This is a genomic window from Streptococcus oralis, from assembly GCF_003944215.1.
Classification (GTDB): Bacteria; Bacillota; Bacilli; order Lactobacillales; family Streptococcaceae; genus Streptococcus; species Streptococcus oralis_BI.
Genome location: NZ_RJVZ01000001.1, coordinates 82,645 through 99,003, shown reverse-complemented (window position 1 = coordinate 99,003; position 16,359 = coordinate 82,645). Strand labels below are relative to the sequence as shown.

15 protein-coding genes are annotated in these 16,359 nt (G+C 42.5%); 10 read left to right on the top strand and 5 right to left on the bottom strand.

The genetic code is table 11. The annotated features are described in order from the left end of the window. Positions 1–104: 104 nt before the first annotated feature. The 3 genes from D8804_RS00600 to D8804_RS00585 all read left to right on the top strand — a co-directional run bounded on the left by D8804_RS00600 (position 105) and on the right by D8804_RS00585 (position 4,663). Complete coding sequence (locus tag D8804_RS00600; protein WP_125398473.1) at positions 105–827, top strand: pseudouridine synthase; 723 nt, start codon at positions 105–107, stop codon at positions 825–827. Between the two features lie 109 nt (positions 828–936). After that, positions 937–2,271: an aminopeptidase C gene (gene pepC, locus D8804_RS00590; RefSeq protein ID WP_125398472.1), complete on the top strand. Its 1,335-nt coding sequence runs from the start codon at positions 937–939 to the stop codon at positions 2,269–2,271. 163 nt (positions 2,272–2,434) lie between these two features. Next, positions 2,435–4,663, top strand: coding sequence for an HAD-IC family P-type ATPase (locus tag D8804_RS00585; RefSeq protein ID WP_125398471.1), 2,229 nt, complete (start codon positions 2,435–2,437; stop codon positions 4,661–4,663). 63 nt (positions 4,664–4,726) lie between these two features. Here D8804_RS00585 and D8804_RS00580 read toward each other — a convergent pair whose 3' ends face one another. The 4 genes from D8804_RS00580 to D8804_RS00565 form a co-directional block, all read right to left on the bottom strand. Next, positions 4,727–5,638 (bottom strand): PTS system mannose/fructose/sorbose family transporter subunit IID, encoded by a 912-nt coding sequence (locus D8804_RS00580; RefSeq protein ID WP_000818317.1) that lies wholly within the window; start codon positions 5,636–5,638, stop codon positions 4,727–4,729. Positions 5,639–5,652: 14 nt separating this feature from the next. Further along, positions 5,653–6,465 (bottom strand): PTS mannose/fructose/sorbose transporter subunit IIC, encoded by an 813-nt coding sequence (locus tag D8804_RS00575; protein WP_001280319.1) that lies wholly within the window; start codon positions 6,463–6,465, stop codon positions 5,653–5,655. 75 nt (positions 6,466–6,540) lie between these two features. After that, entirely contained in the window at positions 6,541–7,530 is a 990-nt protein-coding gene (locus tag D8804_RS00570; protein WP_125398470.1) for a PTS sugar transporter subunit IIB, read from the bottom strand. A gap of 276 nt (positions 7,531–7,806) precedes the next feature. Then, complete coding sequence (locus tag D8804_RS00565) at positions 7,807–8,619, bottom strand: Cof-type HAD-IIB family hydrolase (RefSeq protein ID WP_000162367.1); 813 nt, start codon at positions 8,617–8,619, stop codon at positions 7,807–7,809. Positions 8,620–8,805: 186 nt separating this feature from the next. Between D8804_RS00565 and D8804_RS00560 the strand changes: the two genes are divergently transcribed. From D8804_RS00560 to folK, 6 genes are all read left to right on the top strand, one after another. After that, complete coding sequence (locus D8804_RS00560; protein ID WP_125398469.1) at positions 8,806–10,224, top strand: NCS2 family permease; 1,419 nt, start codon at positions 8,806–8,808, stop codon at positions 10,222–10,224. 53 nt (positions 10,225–10,277) lie between these two features. Beyond that, positions 10,278–10,985, top strand: a complete 708-nt coding sequence (locus D8804_RS00555; protein ID WP_125398468.1) for a CPBP family intramembrane glutamic endopeptidase — start codon at positions 10,278–10,280, stop codon at positions 10,983–10,985. Between the two features lie 103 nt (positions 10,986–11,088). Further along, positions 11,089–12,033, top strand: coding sequence for a dihydropteroate synthase (folP, locus tag D8804_RS00550; RefSeq protein ID WP_125398467.1), 945 nt, complete (start codon positions 11,089–11,091; stop codon positions 12,031–12,033). A gap of 1 nt (position 12,034) precedes the next feature. After that, positions 12,035–13,357 carry a bifunctional folylpolyglutamate synthase/dihydrofolate synthase gene (locus tag D8804_RS00545; RefSeq protein WP_125398466.1) on the top strand — a complete coding sequence of 441 codons (1,323 nt, stop codon included), beginning with the start codon at positions 12,035–12,037 and terminating at the stop codon, positions 13,355–13,357. After that, positions 13,338–13,892, top strand: coding sequence for a GTP cyclohydrolase I FolE (folE, locus tag D8804_RS00540; protein WP_000380931.1), 555 nt, complete (start codon positions 13,338–13,340; stop codon positions 13,890–13,892). Before D8804_RS00545 ends, folE begins: the two co-directional genes overlap by 20 nt. Positions 13,893–13,934: 42 nt before the next feature. Next, positions 13,935–14,747: a 2-amino-4-hydroxy-6-hydroxymethyldihydropteridine diphosphokinase gene (gene folK / locus D8804_RS00535; protein ID WP_125398465.1), complete on the top strand. Its 813-nt coding sequence runs from the start codon at positions 13,935–13,937 to the stop codon at positions 14,745–14,747. Between the two features lie 46 nt (positions 14,748–14,793). Here the strand turns inward: folK and D8804_RS00530 are convergent, their stop codons facing one another. Further along, positions 14,794–15,111, bottom strand: a complete 318-nt coding sequence (locus tag D8804_RS00530; RefSeq protein ID WP_000886039.1) for a DUF960 domain-containing protein — start codon at positions 15,109–15,111, stop codon at positions 14,794–14,796. A gap of 209 nt (positions 15,112–15,320) precedes the next feature. On the opposite strand from D8804_RS00530, the gene ccpA reads away from it, so the two are divergent. Continuing rightward, the gene (ccpA, locus tag D8804_RS00525; RefSeq protein WP_038804599.1) at positions 15,321–16,331 is read left to right on the top strand and encodes a catabolite control protein A; all 1,011 of its coding nucleotides are present in this window, start codon (positions 15,321–15,323) and stop codon (positions 16,329–16,331) included. Positions 16,332–16,359: the final 28 nt, after the last annotated feature.

Here is a 16,359-nt window from a genome sequence, read left to right as displayed (position 1 = left end):
CAAGGCGACGTTGACGCGGTTTGAATTTGATTTTTGAAGAGTATGAAACGAAAAGGAGGTTGGTCATTGTATCAGCCTCCTTTTAAGTATGATATAATAGTTCTATGAGACTAGATAAATTTTTAGTTGCCTGCGCTGTGGGGAGCCGGACGGAGGTCAAAAACCTTTTGAAGGCTGGGCGCGTGACGGTAAATGGTAAAAAAGAAAAATCAGCTAAATTGCAGATTAACGAAGAAAGAGACGAGATTCGCTTTGATGGCCAAGTGTTGGAGTATGAGGAGTTTGTCTATTACATGATGAACAAGCCCCAAGGCGTTATTTCAGCGACTGAGGATTCCAAACATAGAACGGTTCTAGACTTGCTGGATGATATTGCTCGGACCAAGGAAGTTTTCCCAGTAGGGCGCTTGGATATCGATACGCATGGCCTTCTGCTCTTGACCAATGACGGCCAGCTTGCCCATGCTTTGCTTTCGCCTAAACGTCATGTGGATAAGACTTATCAGGCACAAGTCAAGGGAATTATGACCCAAGAAGACGTAGAGACATTTGCCAAGGGCATTCCGCTTAAGGACTTTACCTGCCAGCCAGCTAAGCTGGAGCTTGTGTCGATAGATCCAGAAAAGAATCAAAGTTTGGTTCGCGTGACCATTGCTGAAGGTAAATTCCACCAGATCAAACGCATGGTTGCCTACTGTGGCAAGGAAGTGGTGGACCTGCAACGTTTGACGATGGGAACTTTAGCCTTGGATGAGAACTTAGAAAGAGGAGAATGGCGTCGCTTGACCAAGGAGGAGTTAGAGAATCTCCTTGCGAGTATTGCTTAATTTAATTTATGCTAGAAAAGGTGAGGAGAATGTCCTTACCTTTTTCGTTTTTCAGTTGCTTCCTTTGTGAAAAGAGTTATAATAGACAGTAGAATAAAAGGAGGAATCTATGAACGCGATTCAAGAATCATTTACAGATAAACTATTTGCCAACTATGAAGCAAATGTCAAATACCAAGCGATCGAAAATGCTGCCAGCCACAATGGAATTTTTGCAGCCCTAGAACGTCGCCAAAGCCATGTAGACAATACACCTGTTTTCTCATTGGATTTGACCAAGGACAAGGTTACTAATCAGAAAGCGTCTGGTCGTTGCTGGATGTTTGCAGCTCTTAATACCTTCCGCCACAAACTCATCTCTCAATATAAACTAGAAAACTTTGAGTTGTCACAAGCCCACACATTCTTCTGGGACAAGTATGAAAAATCTAACTGGTTCTTGGAGCAAGTAATTGCAACTGCAGACCAAGAATTGACGAGCCGCAAGGTTAGCTTCCTACTCCAAACCCCTCAACAAGACGGTGGTCAATGGGATATGGTCGTTGCCCTCTTTGAGAAATACGGTGTTGTTCCTAAGTCTGTTTATCCTGAGTCTGTTTCATCTAGTAATAGCCGTGAGCTCAATGCAATTCTTAACAAATTGCTTCGCCAAGATGCCCAAATCTTGCGTGACTTGCTCGCTTCTGGTGCGGACCAAGCGACTGTTCAAGCTAAGAAAGAAGACCTCTTGCAAGAAATCTTTAACTTCCTTGCTATGTCACTAGGTCTTCCACCGCGTAAATTTGACTTTGCTTATCGCGATAAGGATGATAACTACCAAAGCGAAAAGGGTATCACGCCACAAGAGTTTTACAAGAAATATGTCAATCTTCCTCTAGAAGACTACGTTTCTGTTATCAATGCTCCAACTGCTGACAAGCCTTACGGCAAATCTTACACAGTTGAGATGTTAGGAAATGTGGTTGGTAGCCGTGCAGTTCGCTACATCAACGTTCCAATGGAGCGCTTGAAAGAATTGGCGATTGCTCAAATGCAGACAGGAGAAACTGTTTGGTTTGGTTCTGATGTCGGTCAACTCAGCAACCGTAAAGCTGGAATCCTTGCGACTGATGTTTATGACTTTGAATCAAGCATGGATATTCAACTCACTCAAGACAAGGCTGGACGTTTGGACTATAGCGAAAGCTTGATGACCCACGCTATGGTCTTGACGGGTGTTGATTTGGATGAAAATGGCAAGTCAACCAAGTGGAAGGTTGAAAACTCATGGGGAGACAAGGTCGGTACAGATGGGTACTTTGTTGCCTCAGACGCTTGGATGGATGAATACACTTACCAAATCGTTGTCCGTAAGGAATTGCTGATAGCAGAAGAACAAGCTGCCTATGAAGCAGAACCAATCGTGTTAGCACCATGGGATCCAATGGGTGCCTTGGCAGAATAAAGCTATAGAAAAGAGGTTAGGGGAATCCTAGCTTCTTTTTAAGTTCTTCTTGAAGTGGCGATAGATGATGCTTGCCAAGGGAGTTCTTCTTAGTTTGAGTCTTTAAGTGACAGAGGAAAGGATATGTGTTATTATAGTAGTACAAAAGGATATCGGAGTAGAAATGAAGTATTTAAGTAGCCAAGACATCAAGGTTCGTCAACGAAACATCAGTGACATTAAACCTTATAAAACAACCAAGGAAATTGTCGTTTCAAATATTTTTACCTTTTTTAATGCCATGAACTTGGCTCTGGCAGTTCTGGTAGCCACAACCTTGCGATTTGAAAATATGCTCTTTTTAGGTGTGATTGCTATCAATACAGCCATTGGGATTTTCCAAGAAGTGCGTTCAAAAAATGCTTTAGAAAAACTAAGTTTGCTTGGTAAAAGTAAGTACAAAGTCAATCGAGATGGTCAAACGATTGAGATTGATCCGGAGGACATCGTTCTAGGGGAGTATCTGCATCTCAATCTGGGTGATCAGGTGCCTGTCGATGCAGAAGTGCTTGAAGGGAATATTGAAGTGGATGAGTCCTTGCTGACTGGTGAGAGTGATTCGGTCTTTAAAACGGTTGGTGATAAGCTGATGAGCGGAAGCAATGTCGTCAGCGGCACGTGTCTGGTCACGGCGACGGCTGTGGGGCCCGATAGTTATATCAACAAACTCGCAAAATTCAGCAAGGAATTCAAAAAATACCCTTCTCAACTGCGCGATTACATGGATAAGATTTTAAAAATCGTCTCTATCTTGCTGGTGCCAGTTGCCATTCTGCTCTATGTCAGAGGTTTTAGTCTAGGGCGGACTTATGTTGAGATTGTCTTGGGAAGTTCAGGTGCCTTGGTCGGCATGATTCCAGAGGGATTGATTCTTCTAGTCAGTGTGTCTCTGGCGGTAGCGACCATGAAGCTAGCTAAAAAGAAGGTTCTGGTGCAGGAGCTATACTGTGTAGAGACCTTGGCGCGTGTAGATGTTCTTTGTTTTGATAAGACAGGAACCATCACGACTGGTAATATGAAGGTCCAAGAAATGGATGATAAGCTAGCAGAGAAACTATCTTCTTATCTAGCTTATTTTGAGGATGAGAATGCAACTTCACGAGCTCTGAAGACTTACTTAACCTGTGAGAAAAAGTGGGAAATCCAAGAAGTCGGTGCCTTTTCAAGTAAAAACAAGTATTCCTTTGTCCAAGTAAAAGACGGTGGGACCTATTTCTTCGGGGCTTATGAGTTTCTCGGCTTTACCCAAGAGATGGATCCTTACTATGAACATCTAAAACAGCAAGGGTTTCGAATCTTGACACTTGCTCATAGTAAGAACCAAATCACGACTCCAGCCAATATGGAACTACTAGGCCACGTCGTTCTGTCAGATGAGATCAAGGACAATACCAAGGACACCTTTGACTATTTCGAATCTCAAGGTGTTGAAGTGAAGATTATCAGTGGTGATAATCATGTGGCTGTATATGGGGTGGCTCGTAAGGCAGGATTTAAAGAATCAGCCCGTGCGATTGATATGACCAAGGTGAGTGATGAGGACTTTGAAAGAGTGGTCTTGGAACACGATATCTTTGGGCGCGTGACACCTGAGCAGAAAGAAAAGATGGTGACCGTTTTGCAAAATGCTGGTAAAACAGTTGCTATGAGTGGTGATGGAGTCAATGATGTTCTGGCTCTCAAGAAAGCAGACATCAGCTTTGCTATGAATGGTGCTACGAGCGCAGCCAAAAGTGTATCCAATATTGTTTTCCTGACAGATGACTTTGCGGTATTTTATGACATTTTGATGGAAGGGCGCCGTGTCATCAATAACATCCAAAAGGTAGCCTCTCTTTTTCTAACAAAGACCTTCTTCTCCATCGTGTTTGCGATTTTGAGTGTAATATTTGGTTTGGAATTTGCCTTTATCCCCATTCAGTTTACAATCATTTCAGCTATTACGATTGGAATTCCATCCTTCTTCCTAACTTTTGAGTCCAATAAAGAAAAGGTCAGCACACATTTTATGCGAGATATTTTGACCAATGCTGCGATTGGTGGTGGCATTCTGGTTGCTAGTGTTCTCCTGACTAACTTCTTTATCACTGTCCCAGGTCAGGTCAAATTTATTTGCTTCCTCCTTGCTTTGATCAATGGTCTATGTCTGGTTGCCAAGGTCAGCTTGCCTTTTAATCGATACAAACTAGTCTTGCTCATACTTTTGAGCCTTGGAGCCCTTGTTGGCGTACTTGCCAATACATTTATCCTGCAAGGAACTTTTGTGCCTTTAGAAACCCCTCAAGTTGTCTATGTAGCCGTTCTAGCAGTGGTGATTGGGGGCTTGCATTATCTTACTAGGAGAAAAAGTTGATACACAAAAAGAATCAGGGTTTAATCCTGATTCTTTTTATCTATATTCTCGATGACTTTTGGATTACATGATACCGAAGAAACGAGCTGCGATACCTACTGCAAAGAGAGCAAGGATGATTGTGATTGGTGATACTTTTTTCTTAAGCAACCACATGCAAAGGAAAGTAAGGAGAAGTCCCATCAATCCTGGAATCAATGAGTTCAACTGACCTTGAAGGGTTTGTGGTTGAATCTTATCTAGGCTCAATCCACCAAGTGCTTGACCAAGGATACCTTTCAACTCAGCACCTGATACAGGTCCTTCTGGGAAGTTGATGTAGGCACCTTCAGCCAATTGTTTACCTGGAAGGTTAACAGTAAAGTTGATAGACACCCAACGTTGTACAAGAACGGCAAGGATGAACATACCGAGGATAGAAGCTCCTTTAGTGATGTCTTTCAAGATACCACCAGACATGTCTTTAGTGATTTCAGATCCAGCTTTGTAACCGAACTCTTGTGTATACCATAGGAAGGCCATACGGATAGCATTCCATCCGAAGAAGAAGAGAAGGGGACCAACAATGTTACCAGATGCAGCAAGTGATGCACCAAGAGCTCCAAGGATAGGACGAACTGTAAACCAGAATACTGGGTCACCGATACCAGCAAGAGGTCCCATCATACCGATTTTAACCCCTTGGATAGCCGCGTCGTCGATTTCAACACCGTTAGCGCGTTCTTCTTCAAGAGCAAGAGTAACCCCCATGATTGGAGCAGCTACGTATGGATGAGTGTTAAAGAACTCAAGGTGACGCTCAAGAGCAGCCGCTTGGTCTTCTTTTTTAGTGTACAATTTTTTGATAGCTGGGATCAAAGAGTAAGCCCAACCCAAGTTTTGCATACGTTCGTAGTTCCAAGAACCTTGAAGGAATTGTGAACGCCACCAAACTTTTTGACGATCTGATTTTGATAATTGAATTTTTTCAGCCATGATTGTTCCCCTTTCTAGTAGTCTTCTAGGATATCACCGATTGGGTCGTTAGAAGTTGCAGCTCCGCCGCCACCGTTTCCACCTTGTTTTGAAAGGTTAAGGTAGATGAAGGCAAGGGCAACACCGATGACACCAAGGGCAATCAAAGTCAATTGAGAAATCGCTGCAAGAGCAAAACCGATAGCGAAGAATGGCCATACTTCACGAGTTGCCATCATGTTGATAACCATAGCGTAACCAACGGCAACGACCATAGCACCACCGACAGCCATACCACCATTCAACCATTCTGGCATTAGGCCAAGAGCGTCTTTAACAGCAGAAGCTGGGATAGCGATAAGGAAGGCTGCAGGGATCGCGATACGAAGACCCTGAAGAATAAGAGCAAAGTAGTGAGCGCGTTCAACAGCCGCAATGTTTCCATCTTTAGCAGCAGCGTCAGCAGAGTGAACTAAGGCAACTGAGATTGTTCGAACAATCATTGTCAAGAATAGTCCAGCTACGGCAAGAGGGATAGCTGTTGCAGTTGCAACGGCGATACCTTCAGTAGTAAAGTTACCACCTTTAATCAAGATGATTGCTGCAGCAACAGATGCAAGAGCAGCGTCAGGAGCTACGGCAGCTCCGATGTTAGCCCAACCAAGGGCGATCATTTGAAGAGATCCACCAAGCATAACACCTGCTTCGAGGTTACCAGTTGCAAGTCCGATAAGGGTACATGCGACGATTGGTTGATGGAATTGGAATTGGTCGAGGATACCTTCAAGACCTGCAAGGAAGGCAACAACTACAACCAAGATAGCAGAAATGATTGAAATATCTGACATGGTTTTATTCCTTTTCTATTTAGTTTTAATAAAGTATTTAATCCTGTTTTCAAAAATGATAGAAACAGATTAAAATTATTGAACGTTTGCTTTGTTAATCAAGTCAAACAAATCTTTTTTCGTGTCATTTGGTACTTTACGTACGTCAAATTCAACACCGAGGTCACGCATTTTTTCAAAGGTTGCAACGTCTTCTTTGTCCATAGACAAAACGTTGTTAATCATTGTTTTACCTGTTGAGTGAGCCATAGAACCAACGTTAAGAGTCTTGATTGGCACGCCACCTTCGATAGCACGAAGTGCATCTTGCGGAGTTTCAAACAAGATAAGGGCATGAGTGTCACCGAAACGTGGGTCTTTTGCAACGTCGATCAATTTTTGAATTGGGACAACGTTGGCTTTTACTCCGTTAGGAGCTGCTTGTTTGATCAATTCTTTACGCAATTCGTCGTTTGCAACGTTATCTGAAGCAACGATGATACGGTTTGCTTTTGAATCTGGAGTCCAAGCAGTCGCAACCTGACCGTGAAGGAGACGAGTGTCAAGACGGGCAAGATTGATTTTCAGTTTACCGTCACCGATAACAGTTCCTTCTGGAATAGCAGCTTGGGCAGCAGGAGCAGCTGCAGCAGTGGCAACTTCCTCAACTGGGTTAAGCTCTTCTGGAAGAGCCTTGATGCCATCTTTGGCTTCCTTAATGATATTCGCAGCAACTTTTTCCACACCCGCATTAGCATCCATAAGGCGCTCAGTGTAGGCTTGGATCAACATCGGCAAGTTAAGTCCAGTGATGATGGCAAACTTACGCTCAGGATTTTCTCCCATCACGCGGCTAGCTTGGTTGAATGGAGATCCACTCCAAAGGTCAGCCAATACTAGAACCTCATCTTCTGCGTCAAATGCAGCAACAGCGTTATTGATCTTAGCGTATAGATCATCTGGACCTTCGTTTGGCATAAAGGTTACAACTTGAACCTTTTCTTGTTCACCAAAGATCATAGATCCGGACTGATGAATACCCGCAGCAAATTCGCCGTGGCTCGCAATAATGATTCCGATACTCATTATTGTCATTCCTCCTTTAAAATGTTTGACTGTGTGTTTAAGAAAACTTTAAGCCTAACTTTAAGTATAAACCGTTTTCAAACAAAAAGCAACCATTTCTTATAAATATGTGTTAATTTTCAATGAAAACTCGTTTACAAAATGTTAATATATAAACATTTTGTGGAAATGTATGAAAAAATAAGAGAGTAATTTAATATAAAAAAATGAAAACAGGACGATTAATTGAAAAATTGTGAAAATCAAAAAAGCTAGCACAAGCTAACTTTTTGAGCGTTATAGGAATAAATCTTGTAGGGTATGGGCAACACCATCTTCATCATTTGTCAGAGAGAGTTGCTCATCAGCATATGGTAGCAAATCGGGGTTGGCATTTTTCATGGCATATCCCTTGCCTGCAAAAGCTAGCATTTCGGTGTCATTGTGTTCATCTCCAAAGGCAATCAGGTCTTTTTTGTCACGGTTCATAACATTGAGCAAGTATTCTAAAGCAAAGGCTTTGTTGACCCCTTTTGGTGTACATTCGAGAATGTTAAGAGGGCCTCCCCAGGTATTGATTGCTAGTTGGTGTTGGTAAAAACGATTCATCTCATCTGCTAGCGCGTATTTATCATCGACTCTTGTTTGCAAGAGGATACAGTTAGGGTCCTTGGTCACCAATTCAGATTTGAATTGATTTTCTGGTTGGAAATTTTCTACACCAAATAGTTTGGGATTGGCAATTTCTTCATTAGGAGCCGTGATATAAAATTTCTTGCGGTATTCTCCTGCAATAAAGTCGGCTTGGATATCCTCTTTGCGTTTGACCATGTCTAAGAGGTATTTTTTGTCCAAGGTCAAGCACTTTTCGTGTTCCCAAGTCTGCCCTGGTAGATGGGTAAGGGAACCGTTGAAGTTGATCATAGGTGTGTGCAGCTCTAGTTCCTGATAAAATTCTTTTGCCATACGGTAAGGGCGCCCAGTAGTGATGATGACATGGTGGCCTTTTTCAGCAATTCGTTTAATTGTGTTTCGAGTAAAATCTGAAATCTTACTCTCTGAGTTGAGCAGGGTTCCGTCCAAATCAACTGCGATAATTTTTTTAGTCATATAAACCTTCCTAGTACATTCCAGATAAGATGTCTACTATTATATCAAAAAGAAAGAAGAAAAACAGACTCAAAACAAAAGATAGAAATTTCATTTTGTTAAATAAATCAAACAAACATATTGAAAAGGTGAATAATAAATGTTATAATACTCCTATTGTTCGTAAAAAACAAAAGGAGATTTATAATGGACAAACTATTTAAACTAAAAGAGCACGGGACAGATGTCCGTACAGAGGTGCTTGCTGGTTTAACAACATTCTTTGCAATGAGTTATATTCTCTTTGTAAACCCTCAAATGCTTTCCCAAACGGGTATGCCTGTTCAAGGTGTGTTCTTGGCAACGATTATCGGTTCTGTAGTCGGTACCTTGATGATGGCTTTCTACGCTAACTTGCCTTACGCTCAAGCACCAGGTATGGGATTGAACGCCTTCTTTACATTTACAGTTGTATTTGGGATGGGCTATACTTGGAAAGAAGCTCTTGGTATGGTCTTCATTTGTGGAATTATTTCACTGATTATTACCTTGACAAATGTTCGTAAAATGATTATCGAATCCATTCCTACAACACTTCGTTCAGCTATTTCGGCTGGTATTGGTGTTTTCCTTGCCTATGTAGGGATTAAGAATGCTGGTCTCTTGAAATTCTCAATCGATCCAGGTACTTATACTGTAGCAGGTGAGGGAGCAGATAAGGCTCAAGCTGCACTTACTGCAAACTCAGCAGCTGTTCCAGGATTGGTAGACTTCAATACTCCAGCAGTATTGGTGGCTCTTGCAGGTCTGGCTATTACCATCTTCTTTGTTGTTAAAGGCATCAAAGGTGGAATTATTCTTTCTATTTTAACAACGACTGTGCTTGCCATTGCTGTTGGTGTTGTGAATTTGTCAGGGATTGACTTTGCTAGCAACAACCTTTCATCAGCGGTTAATGATTTAGGAACTTTGTTTGGTGCTGCTCTGGGTTCAGAAGGTTTAGGATCTTTGATATCAAACACTTCACGTTTACCAGAAACCTTGATGGCTATTCTTGCCTTCTCACTAACGGATATTTTTGATACAATAGGTACGCTTATTGGTACTGGTGAAAAAGTAGGTATCGTTGCGACAAGTGGGGAAAACCATGAGTCAGCTAAATTGGATAAGGCTCTTTACTCAGACTTGGTGGCAACTTCAGTAGGTGCCATTGCAGGTACTTCAAACGTTACGACCTATGTTGAGTCTGCGGCGGGTATCGGTGCTGGTGGACGTACTGGTTTGACAGCCCTAGTTGTTGCAATCTGTTTTGCTCTATCTAGCTTCTTTAGCCCGCTTCTAGCGATTGTTCCTACAGCTGCAACAGCACCAATTTTGATCATCGTCGGAATCATGATGCTTTCTAACTTGAAAAATATTCCTTGGGATGATATGGCCGAAGCAGTTCCCGCCTTCTTCACCTCTATCTTTATGGGATTCAGCTACTCAATCACTCAAGGGATTGCAGTTGGTTTCTTGACTTACACCTTGACAAAAGTTGTCAAAGGTCAAGCCAAGGATGTGCATGTGATGATTTGGATTTTGGATGCCTTGTTTATCCTGAACTATATCAGTATGGCGCTATAAATGGTATAATATAGAAAGGGGGGCTTCCCCTTTTTATTATAAGGAGACATATCATGAAGAAAAAAAATATCTGGCAAGAAATTCTGGATAGAGGAATATGGGTGTTGATTTTTTTAATAGGACTGGTGTTATCTCAACTTCCCTTAATTTTATCTGCCCTTTTATCCGCTAGACAATTCCCACTCCTCCAGTCAGGACTCTTGGTGGCTTTGCTGTCGGTTGCTATTCTAACTGTTTTTATCTTTAGTGCGCGAAAAACAGAGATTGCGACCTTCAATCTTTCTTTTTTCAAGGCAAAAGATCTGGCCCGCTTGGTTTTGAGTTATTTGGTTATTTTCGCAAGTAACTTATTCGGATCTGCCTTGCTTCGTCTGATGAATGAATCTACGACCAGCAATCAATCAACTATTAATAATCTGGTTCAGAATAGCTCGCTGATTTCTAGTTTTTTCTTACTGGTTCTGATTGCTCCCATTTGTGAGGAAATATTGTGTCGTGGAATTATCCCTAAAAAGATCTTCCGTGGGAAGGAGAAGTTGGGTTATCTTGTAGGTGCAGTCGTCTTTGCCTTGCTCCACACACCGACCAATCTGCCTTCTCTCCTTATCTATGGAGGAATGTCGACAGTTTTAACTTGGACAGCCTACAGAACAGAACGTTTAGAGATGTCGATCTTGCTTCATATGATTGTCAATGGTATTGCCTTTTGTTTGCTGGCTTTACTGGTTTTGATTAGTCGAAATGTAGGCTCGCCTTTTTAGACCATTTCCTTACTTGGAAAAGATGAATGCTGGCGTATCCATCTTTTTCTTTTTATGGTAAAATAGAGAAATAATGTGGTGAAAAATCTTGAGGAGTGACCGTATGTCCAATAAAGCTAGTCAGGCAAAAACAGCCATTTGCGGAATTATCAATGTAACCCCAGATTCCTTTTCGGATGGTGGGCAGTTTTTTGCTGTTGACCAGGCTCTTCAGCAAGCTCGTAAATTGATAGCTGAAGGAGCAAGTATGCTAGATATCGGTGGAGAATCGACTCGCCCTGGAAGTAGCTATGTTGAGATAGAAGAAGAAATCCAGCGTGTTGTCCCAGTCATTGAAGCTATCCGTAAGGAAAGTGATGTCCTCATTTCTATCGATACTTGGAAAAGTCAGGTGGCAGAGGCTGCTTTGGCTGCTGGCGCCAATCTGGTCAACGATATCACTGGTCTCTTGGGAGATGAGAAAATGGCGGATGTGGTTGCTAAGGCTGGTGCGCAAGTAGTCATCATGTTTAATCCAGTCATGGCGCGACCTCAGCACCCTAGCTCGCTCATATTTCCTCATTTTGGTTTTGGGGATCCTTTTACAAATAAAGACTTGGCGTACTTTGAACAGCTACCAGTAGAAGATTTGATGACCGCGTTCTTTGACCGCGCTCTAGCAAGAGCGGAGAAAGCAGGGATTTCGAAAGGCAAGATCATGCTGGATCCAGGGATTGGCTTTGGTCTGACTAAGAAAGAAAATCTCCTTCTTTTACGGGACTTGGATAAACTCCATCAGAAAGGATATCCAATCTTTCTTGGAGTTTCGCGTAAGCGATTTGTCATCAATATCCTAGAAGAAAATGGTTTTGAAGTTAATCCTGAGACGGAAGTCGGTTTTCGCAATCGGGACACCGCCTCTGCTCATGTAACCAGTATCGCTGCGAGACAGGGTGTGGAAGTGGTGCGCGTGCACGATGTAGCCAGTCACAAGATGGCGGTTGAAATTGCGTCAGCTATTCGTATGGCTGATGATGCGGAAAATCTAGATTTAAAACAATATAAATAAGATGAAAGAAATTGAAAACAATCAGTGGATTGCCCACTATCGGACGGACCAACCGCATTTTGGCTTGGAACGAATGGTAGAACTCCTAGCTTTACGAGGCAATCCCCATCTCAAACTTAAGGTCATCCATATCGGAGGGACCAATGGCAAGGGTTCGACCATTGCTTTTTTGAAAAATATGCTGGAAAAGCTAGGTCTGAGAGTTGGTGTTTTCAGCTCGCCCTATCTCATTCATTATACAGACCAGATTAGCATCAATGGGGAATCCATCCCAGAAGCGAGGCTAGAAGCCCTCATGGCAGTTTATCGCTCTTTGCTTGAGGGGGAGAGGAGCGTTGCTTTACAAGGAACAACCGAGTTTGAGATTATCACAGCCATAGCTTATGATTATTTTGCCTCAGAGCAAGTAGATGTGGCCATCATGGAAGTCGGTATGGGTGGCCTTCTGGATAGTACCAATGTCTGTCAGCCGATTCTGACAGGAATTACGACCATTGGCTTAGACCATGTAGCCCTGCTTGGTGATACTATAGAGGCTATAGCAGAACAGAAGGCTGGTATTATCAAGCAAGGCATTCCATTAGTGACAGGTCGCATTACTCCAGCAGCCTTGGCTGTTATCGACCGCATTGCGGAAGGGAAAAATGCGCCTAGACTTGCCTATGGGAAAGATTATCAAGTTAGTCACCAAGAAAGTGTGGTAACGGGTGAAATATTTGATTATACCAGTTCTGTCAGACAAGGTCGCTTTCAAACAGGTCTGCTTGGCTTACACCAGATAGAGAATGCGGGGATGGCCATAGCTTTACTTGATACTTTTTGTCAAGAAGATGGACGGGAGTTGGCAAGTAATGACTTGATTGCTCAAGCTTTGAAAGAGACCAGATGGCCAGGGCGTTTGGAGGTCGTGTCTAGCGATCCCTTGTTGCTTTTGGATGGGGCCCACAATCCCCATGCTATCAAGGCCTTGTTGGCAACCTTGCAAGAACGCTTTGCGGATTATCATAAGGAAATCCTCTTTACCTGCATCAAAACCAAGGCTTTGGACGATATGCTGGATTTGCTAGGGGAAATGCGAGATACCGAGCTTACCTTGACACATTTTGACGATAGTCGGGCGACGGATGAAAGCGTGCTGAAAGAGACAGCCAAGTCTAGAAATCTCAATTACCAAAGTTGGCAGGATTTTCTAGAGCAGAAATTGACAGATAAAAAAGAAGAGAAACAAACAGTTAGGATTGTCACGGGTTCCTTGTATTTCTTGAGCCAAGTAAGAGCCTATCTGATGGAGAGGAAGAACGAGAATGGATACACAAAAGATTGAAACGGCTGTAAAAATGATTATTGAGGCTGTTGGTGAGGACGCTAACCGCGAGGGATTGCAGGAAACACCTGCTCGTGTAGCCCGTATGTACCAAGAGATTTTTTCAGGTCTTGGCCAAACTGCTGAGGAACACCTGTCAAAATCCTTTGAGATTATTGATGACAATATGGTAGTGGAAAAGGATATTTTTTTCCACACCATGTGTGAACACCACTTTTTGCCCTTTTATGGGAGAGCGCACATTGCCTACATTCCAGATGGACGTGTAGCAGGCTTGTCCAAACTTGCCCGTACGGTTGAAGTTTATTCTAAAAAACCACAGATTCAAGAACGGTTGAATATCGAAGTGGCCGATGCCTTGATGGACTATCTGGGTGCTAAAGGAGCCTTTGTTGTCATTGAGGCAGAACATATGTGTATGAGTATGCGTGGTGTCAGAAAACCAGGCACTGCCACCTTGACGACAGTAGCTCGTGGTCTATTTGAAACAGATAAGGACCTCCGAGACCAGGCTTATCGTTTAATGGGACTATAAAAAGAATCCGCTTCATGAGGATTTTTCTAGAAAGGACTAGTTATGGATCAACTGCAGATTAAGGATTTGGAAATTTTTGCCTATCATGGTCTTTTTCCTAGTGAGAAGGAATTGGGGCAAAAGTTTGTTATTTCCGCAAGCTTATCCTATGATATGACCAAGGCGGCGACAGAATTGGATTTGACAGCTTCTGTCCATTACGGAGAATTGTGTCAGCAGTGGACGACCTGGTTTCAGGAAAGCACTGAGGATTTGATTGAAACGGTAGCCTACAAACTAGTTGAACGTACCTTTGAGACCTATCCTCTTGTCCAAGAGATTGAGTTGGAACTAAAAAAACCTTGGGCTCCAGTGCATTTACCGTTGGATACCTGCTCGGTGACCATTCACCGTCGTAAGCAGCGGGCCTTTATCGCTCTAGGAAGCAATATGGGAGACAAAAAAGCAAACTTGGAACAAGCCATTGACAAACTGCGAGCTCGAGGCATCCATATTCTCAAAGAGTCCAGTGTCTTGGCGACGGAACCTTGGGGTGGTGTGGAGCAGGATAGCTTTGCCAATCAGGTGATTGAAGTAGAAACCTGGCTACCAGCACCAGTCTTGTTAGAAACATTATTAGCCATCGAGTCAGAAATGGGACGGGTTCGAGAGGTGCATTGGGGGCCTCGTTTGATTGATTTGGACTTACTCTTTGTGGAGGACCAAGTCATCTATACAGACGAGCTCATCTTGCCACATCCCTATATAGCAGAACGCCTCTTTGTCCTTGAGTCTCTGCAAGAAATAGCTCCCCATTTTATTCATCCAGTACTCAAACAGCCGATACGCTACTTGTATCAAGAATTGAACAAATAGAAAAAACTCTAGTTCCTCAGCAGTTTGCGCCGAGAAGCTAGAGTTTTTAAAATAGGTCATTTTCTTCAGGAAGGAGGATGGTTTCTTTCCCGTCCATGTCTAAAACAAGAACCCGAGGAGGGTAAAGAGGGTCAAAGGGGTGATTAAAATCAAAGTCGATACTAGTCGGCAGGTGCTGACTAGAGAAATGGAAGGTGATGGTTCCCTCGTTATTTAGCAGTTGAAATTCAAGTTCCTCTTCTAATTCAAAGACATTTTTCAAAAAATGATCGATAATAAACCATAAAGAGTCGATAACATCGTCAGGCAAGCTGGTCACAACGCCAAAACTGGCCGAACGTCTCTGAGTATTTGTAAAAGCCATAAACATTCCCTCCCTCCTTTTATTTTTCCTTATCATACAGCAAAACATCCCAAAAATCAAGAAATCGTACTCGCTTTTTCAAAATGGGAATAGGTTGTGAAATTTTTTCAAAGTTTCTCTAAAAAATACTTGAAAGTGTTTACAATAAGTGATAAAATGGAGTAAGCAGATGTATGAAAGCGAAATTTTCAATATAGAAAGGAAACAGAATGAACACAGATGATACAGTAACGATTTATGATGTTGCCCGTGAAGCTGGGGTTTCAATGGCAACTGTTAGCCGTGTAGTGAATGGCAATAAGAACGTCAAAGAGAATACTCGTAAAAAAGTTCTAGAGGTGATTGATCGTCTTGACTATCGTCCAAATGCGGTAGCGCGTGGCTTGGCCAGCAAGAAAACCACGACAGTTGGTGTTGTGATTCCAAATATCACCAATGGCTATTTTTCAACCCTAGCCAAGGGGATTGATGATATTGCAGAGATGTATAAGTACAATATCGTCCTAGCCAACAGTGATGAAGACGATGAAAAAGAAGTTTCAGTAGTTAATACTCTCTTTTCAAAACAGGTTGACGGGATCATTTTTATGGGTTATCACTTGACTGAAAAGATTCGTTCAGAATTTTCTCGATCTCGGACACCAGTTGTCCTTGCAGGAACGGTGGATATTGAACACCAGTTGCCAAGTGTTAATATTGACTACAAACAAGCAACGATTGATGCAGTAACTCATTTGCTTCAGGAAAATGAAAAGATTGCCTTTGTCAGTGGGCCACTTGTTGATGATATCAACGGCAAAATTCGATTGATTGGTTACAAGGAAGCATTGAAAAAGGCAGGAATCCCTTATAGCGAGGGCTTGGTATTTGAGTCTAAATACAGCTATAATGATGGCTATGCCTTGGCAGAACGCTTGGTTTCTTCACAGGCTACAGCTGCAGTTGTGACAGGTGATGAATTGGCTGCAGGTGTGTTAAATGGCTTGGCAGATCACGGTATTTCTGTACCAGAAGAGTTTGAAATCATCACGACAGATGATTCTCAAATTGCACGATTCACTCGTCCAAACTTAACGACAATTGCTCAACCTCTATACGACCTTGGTGCTATCAGTATGCGTATGTTGACCAAGATTATGCATAAGGAAGAGTTGGAAGAACGTGAAGTTCTTTTGCCTCACGGTTTGACAGAACGTCGTTCGACACGAAAACGCAAATAGAAAAAATCAGGGAATCGAGAAGATTTCC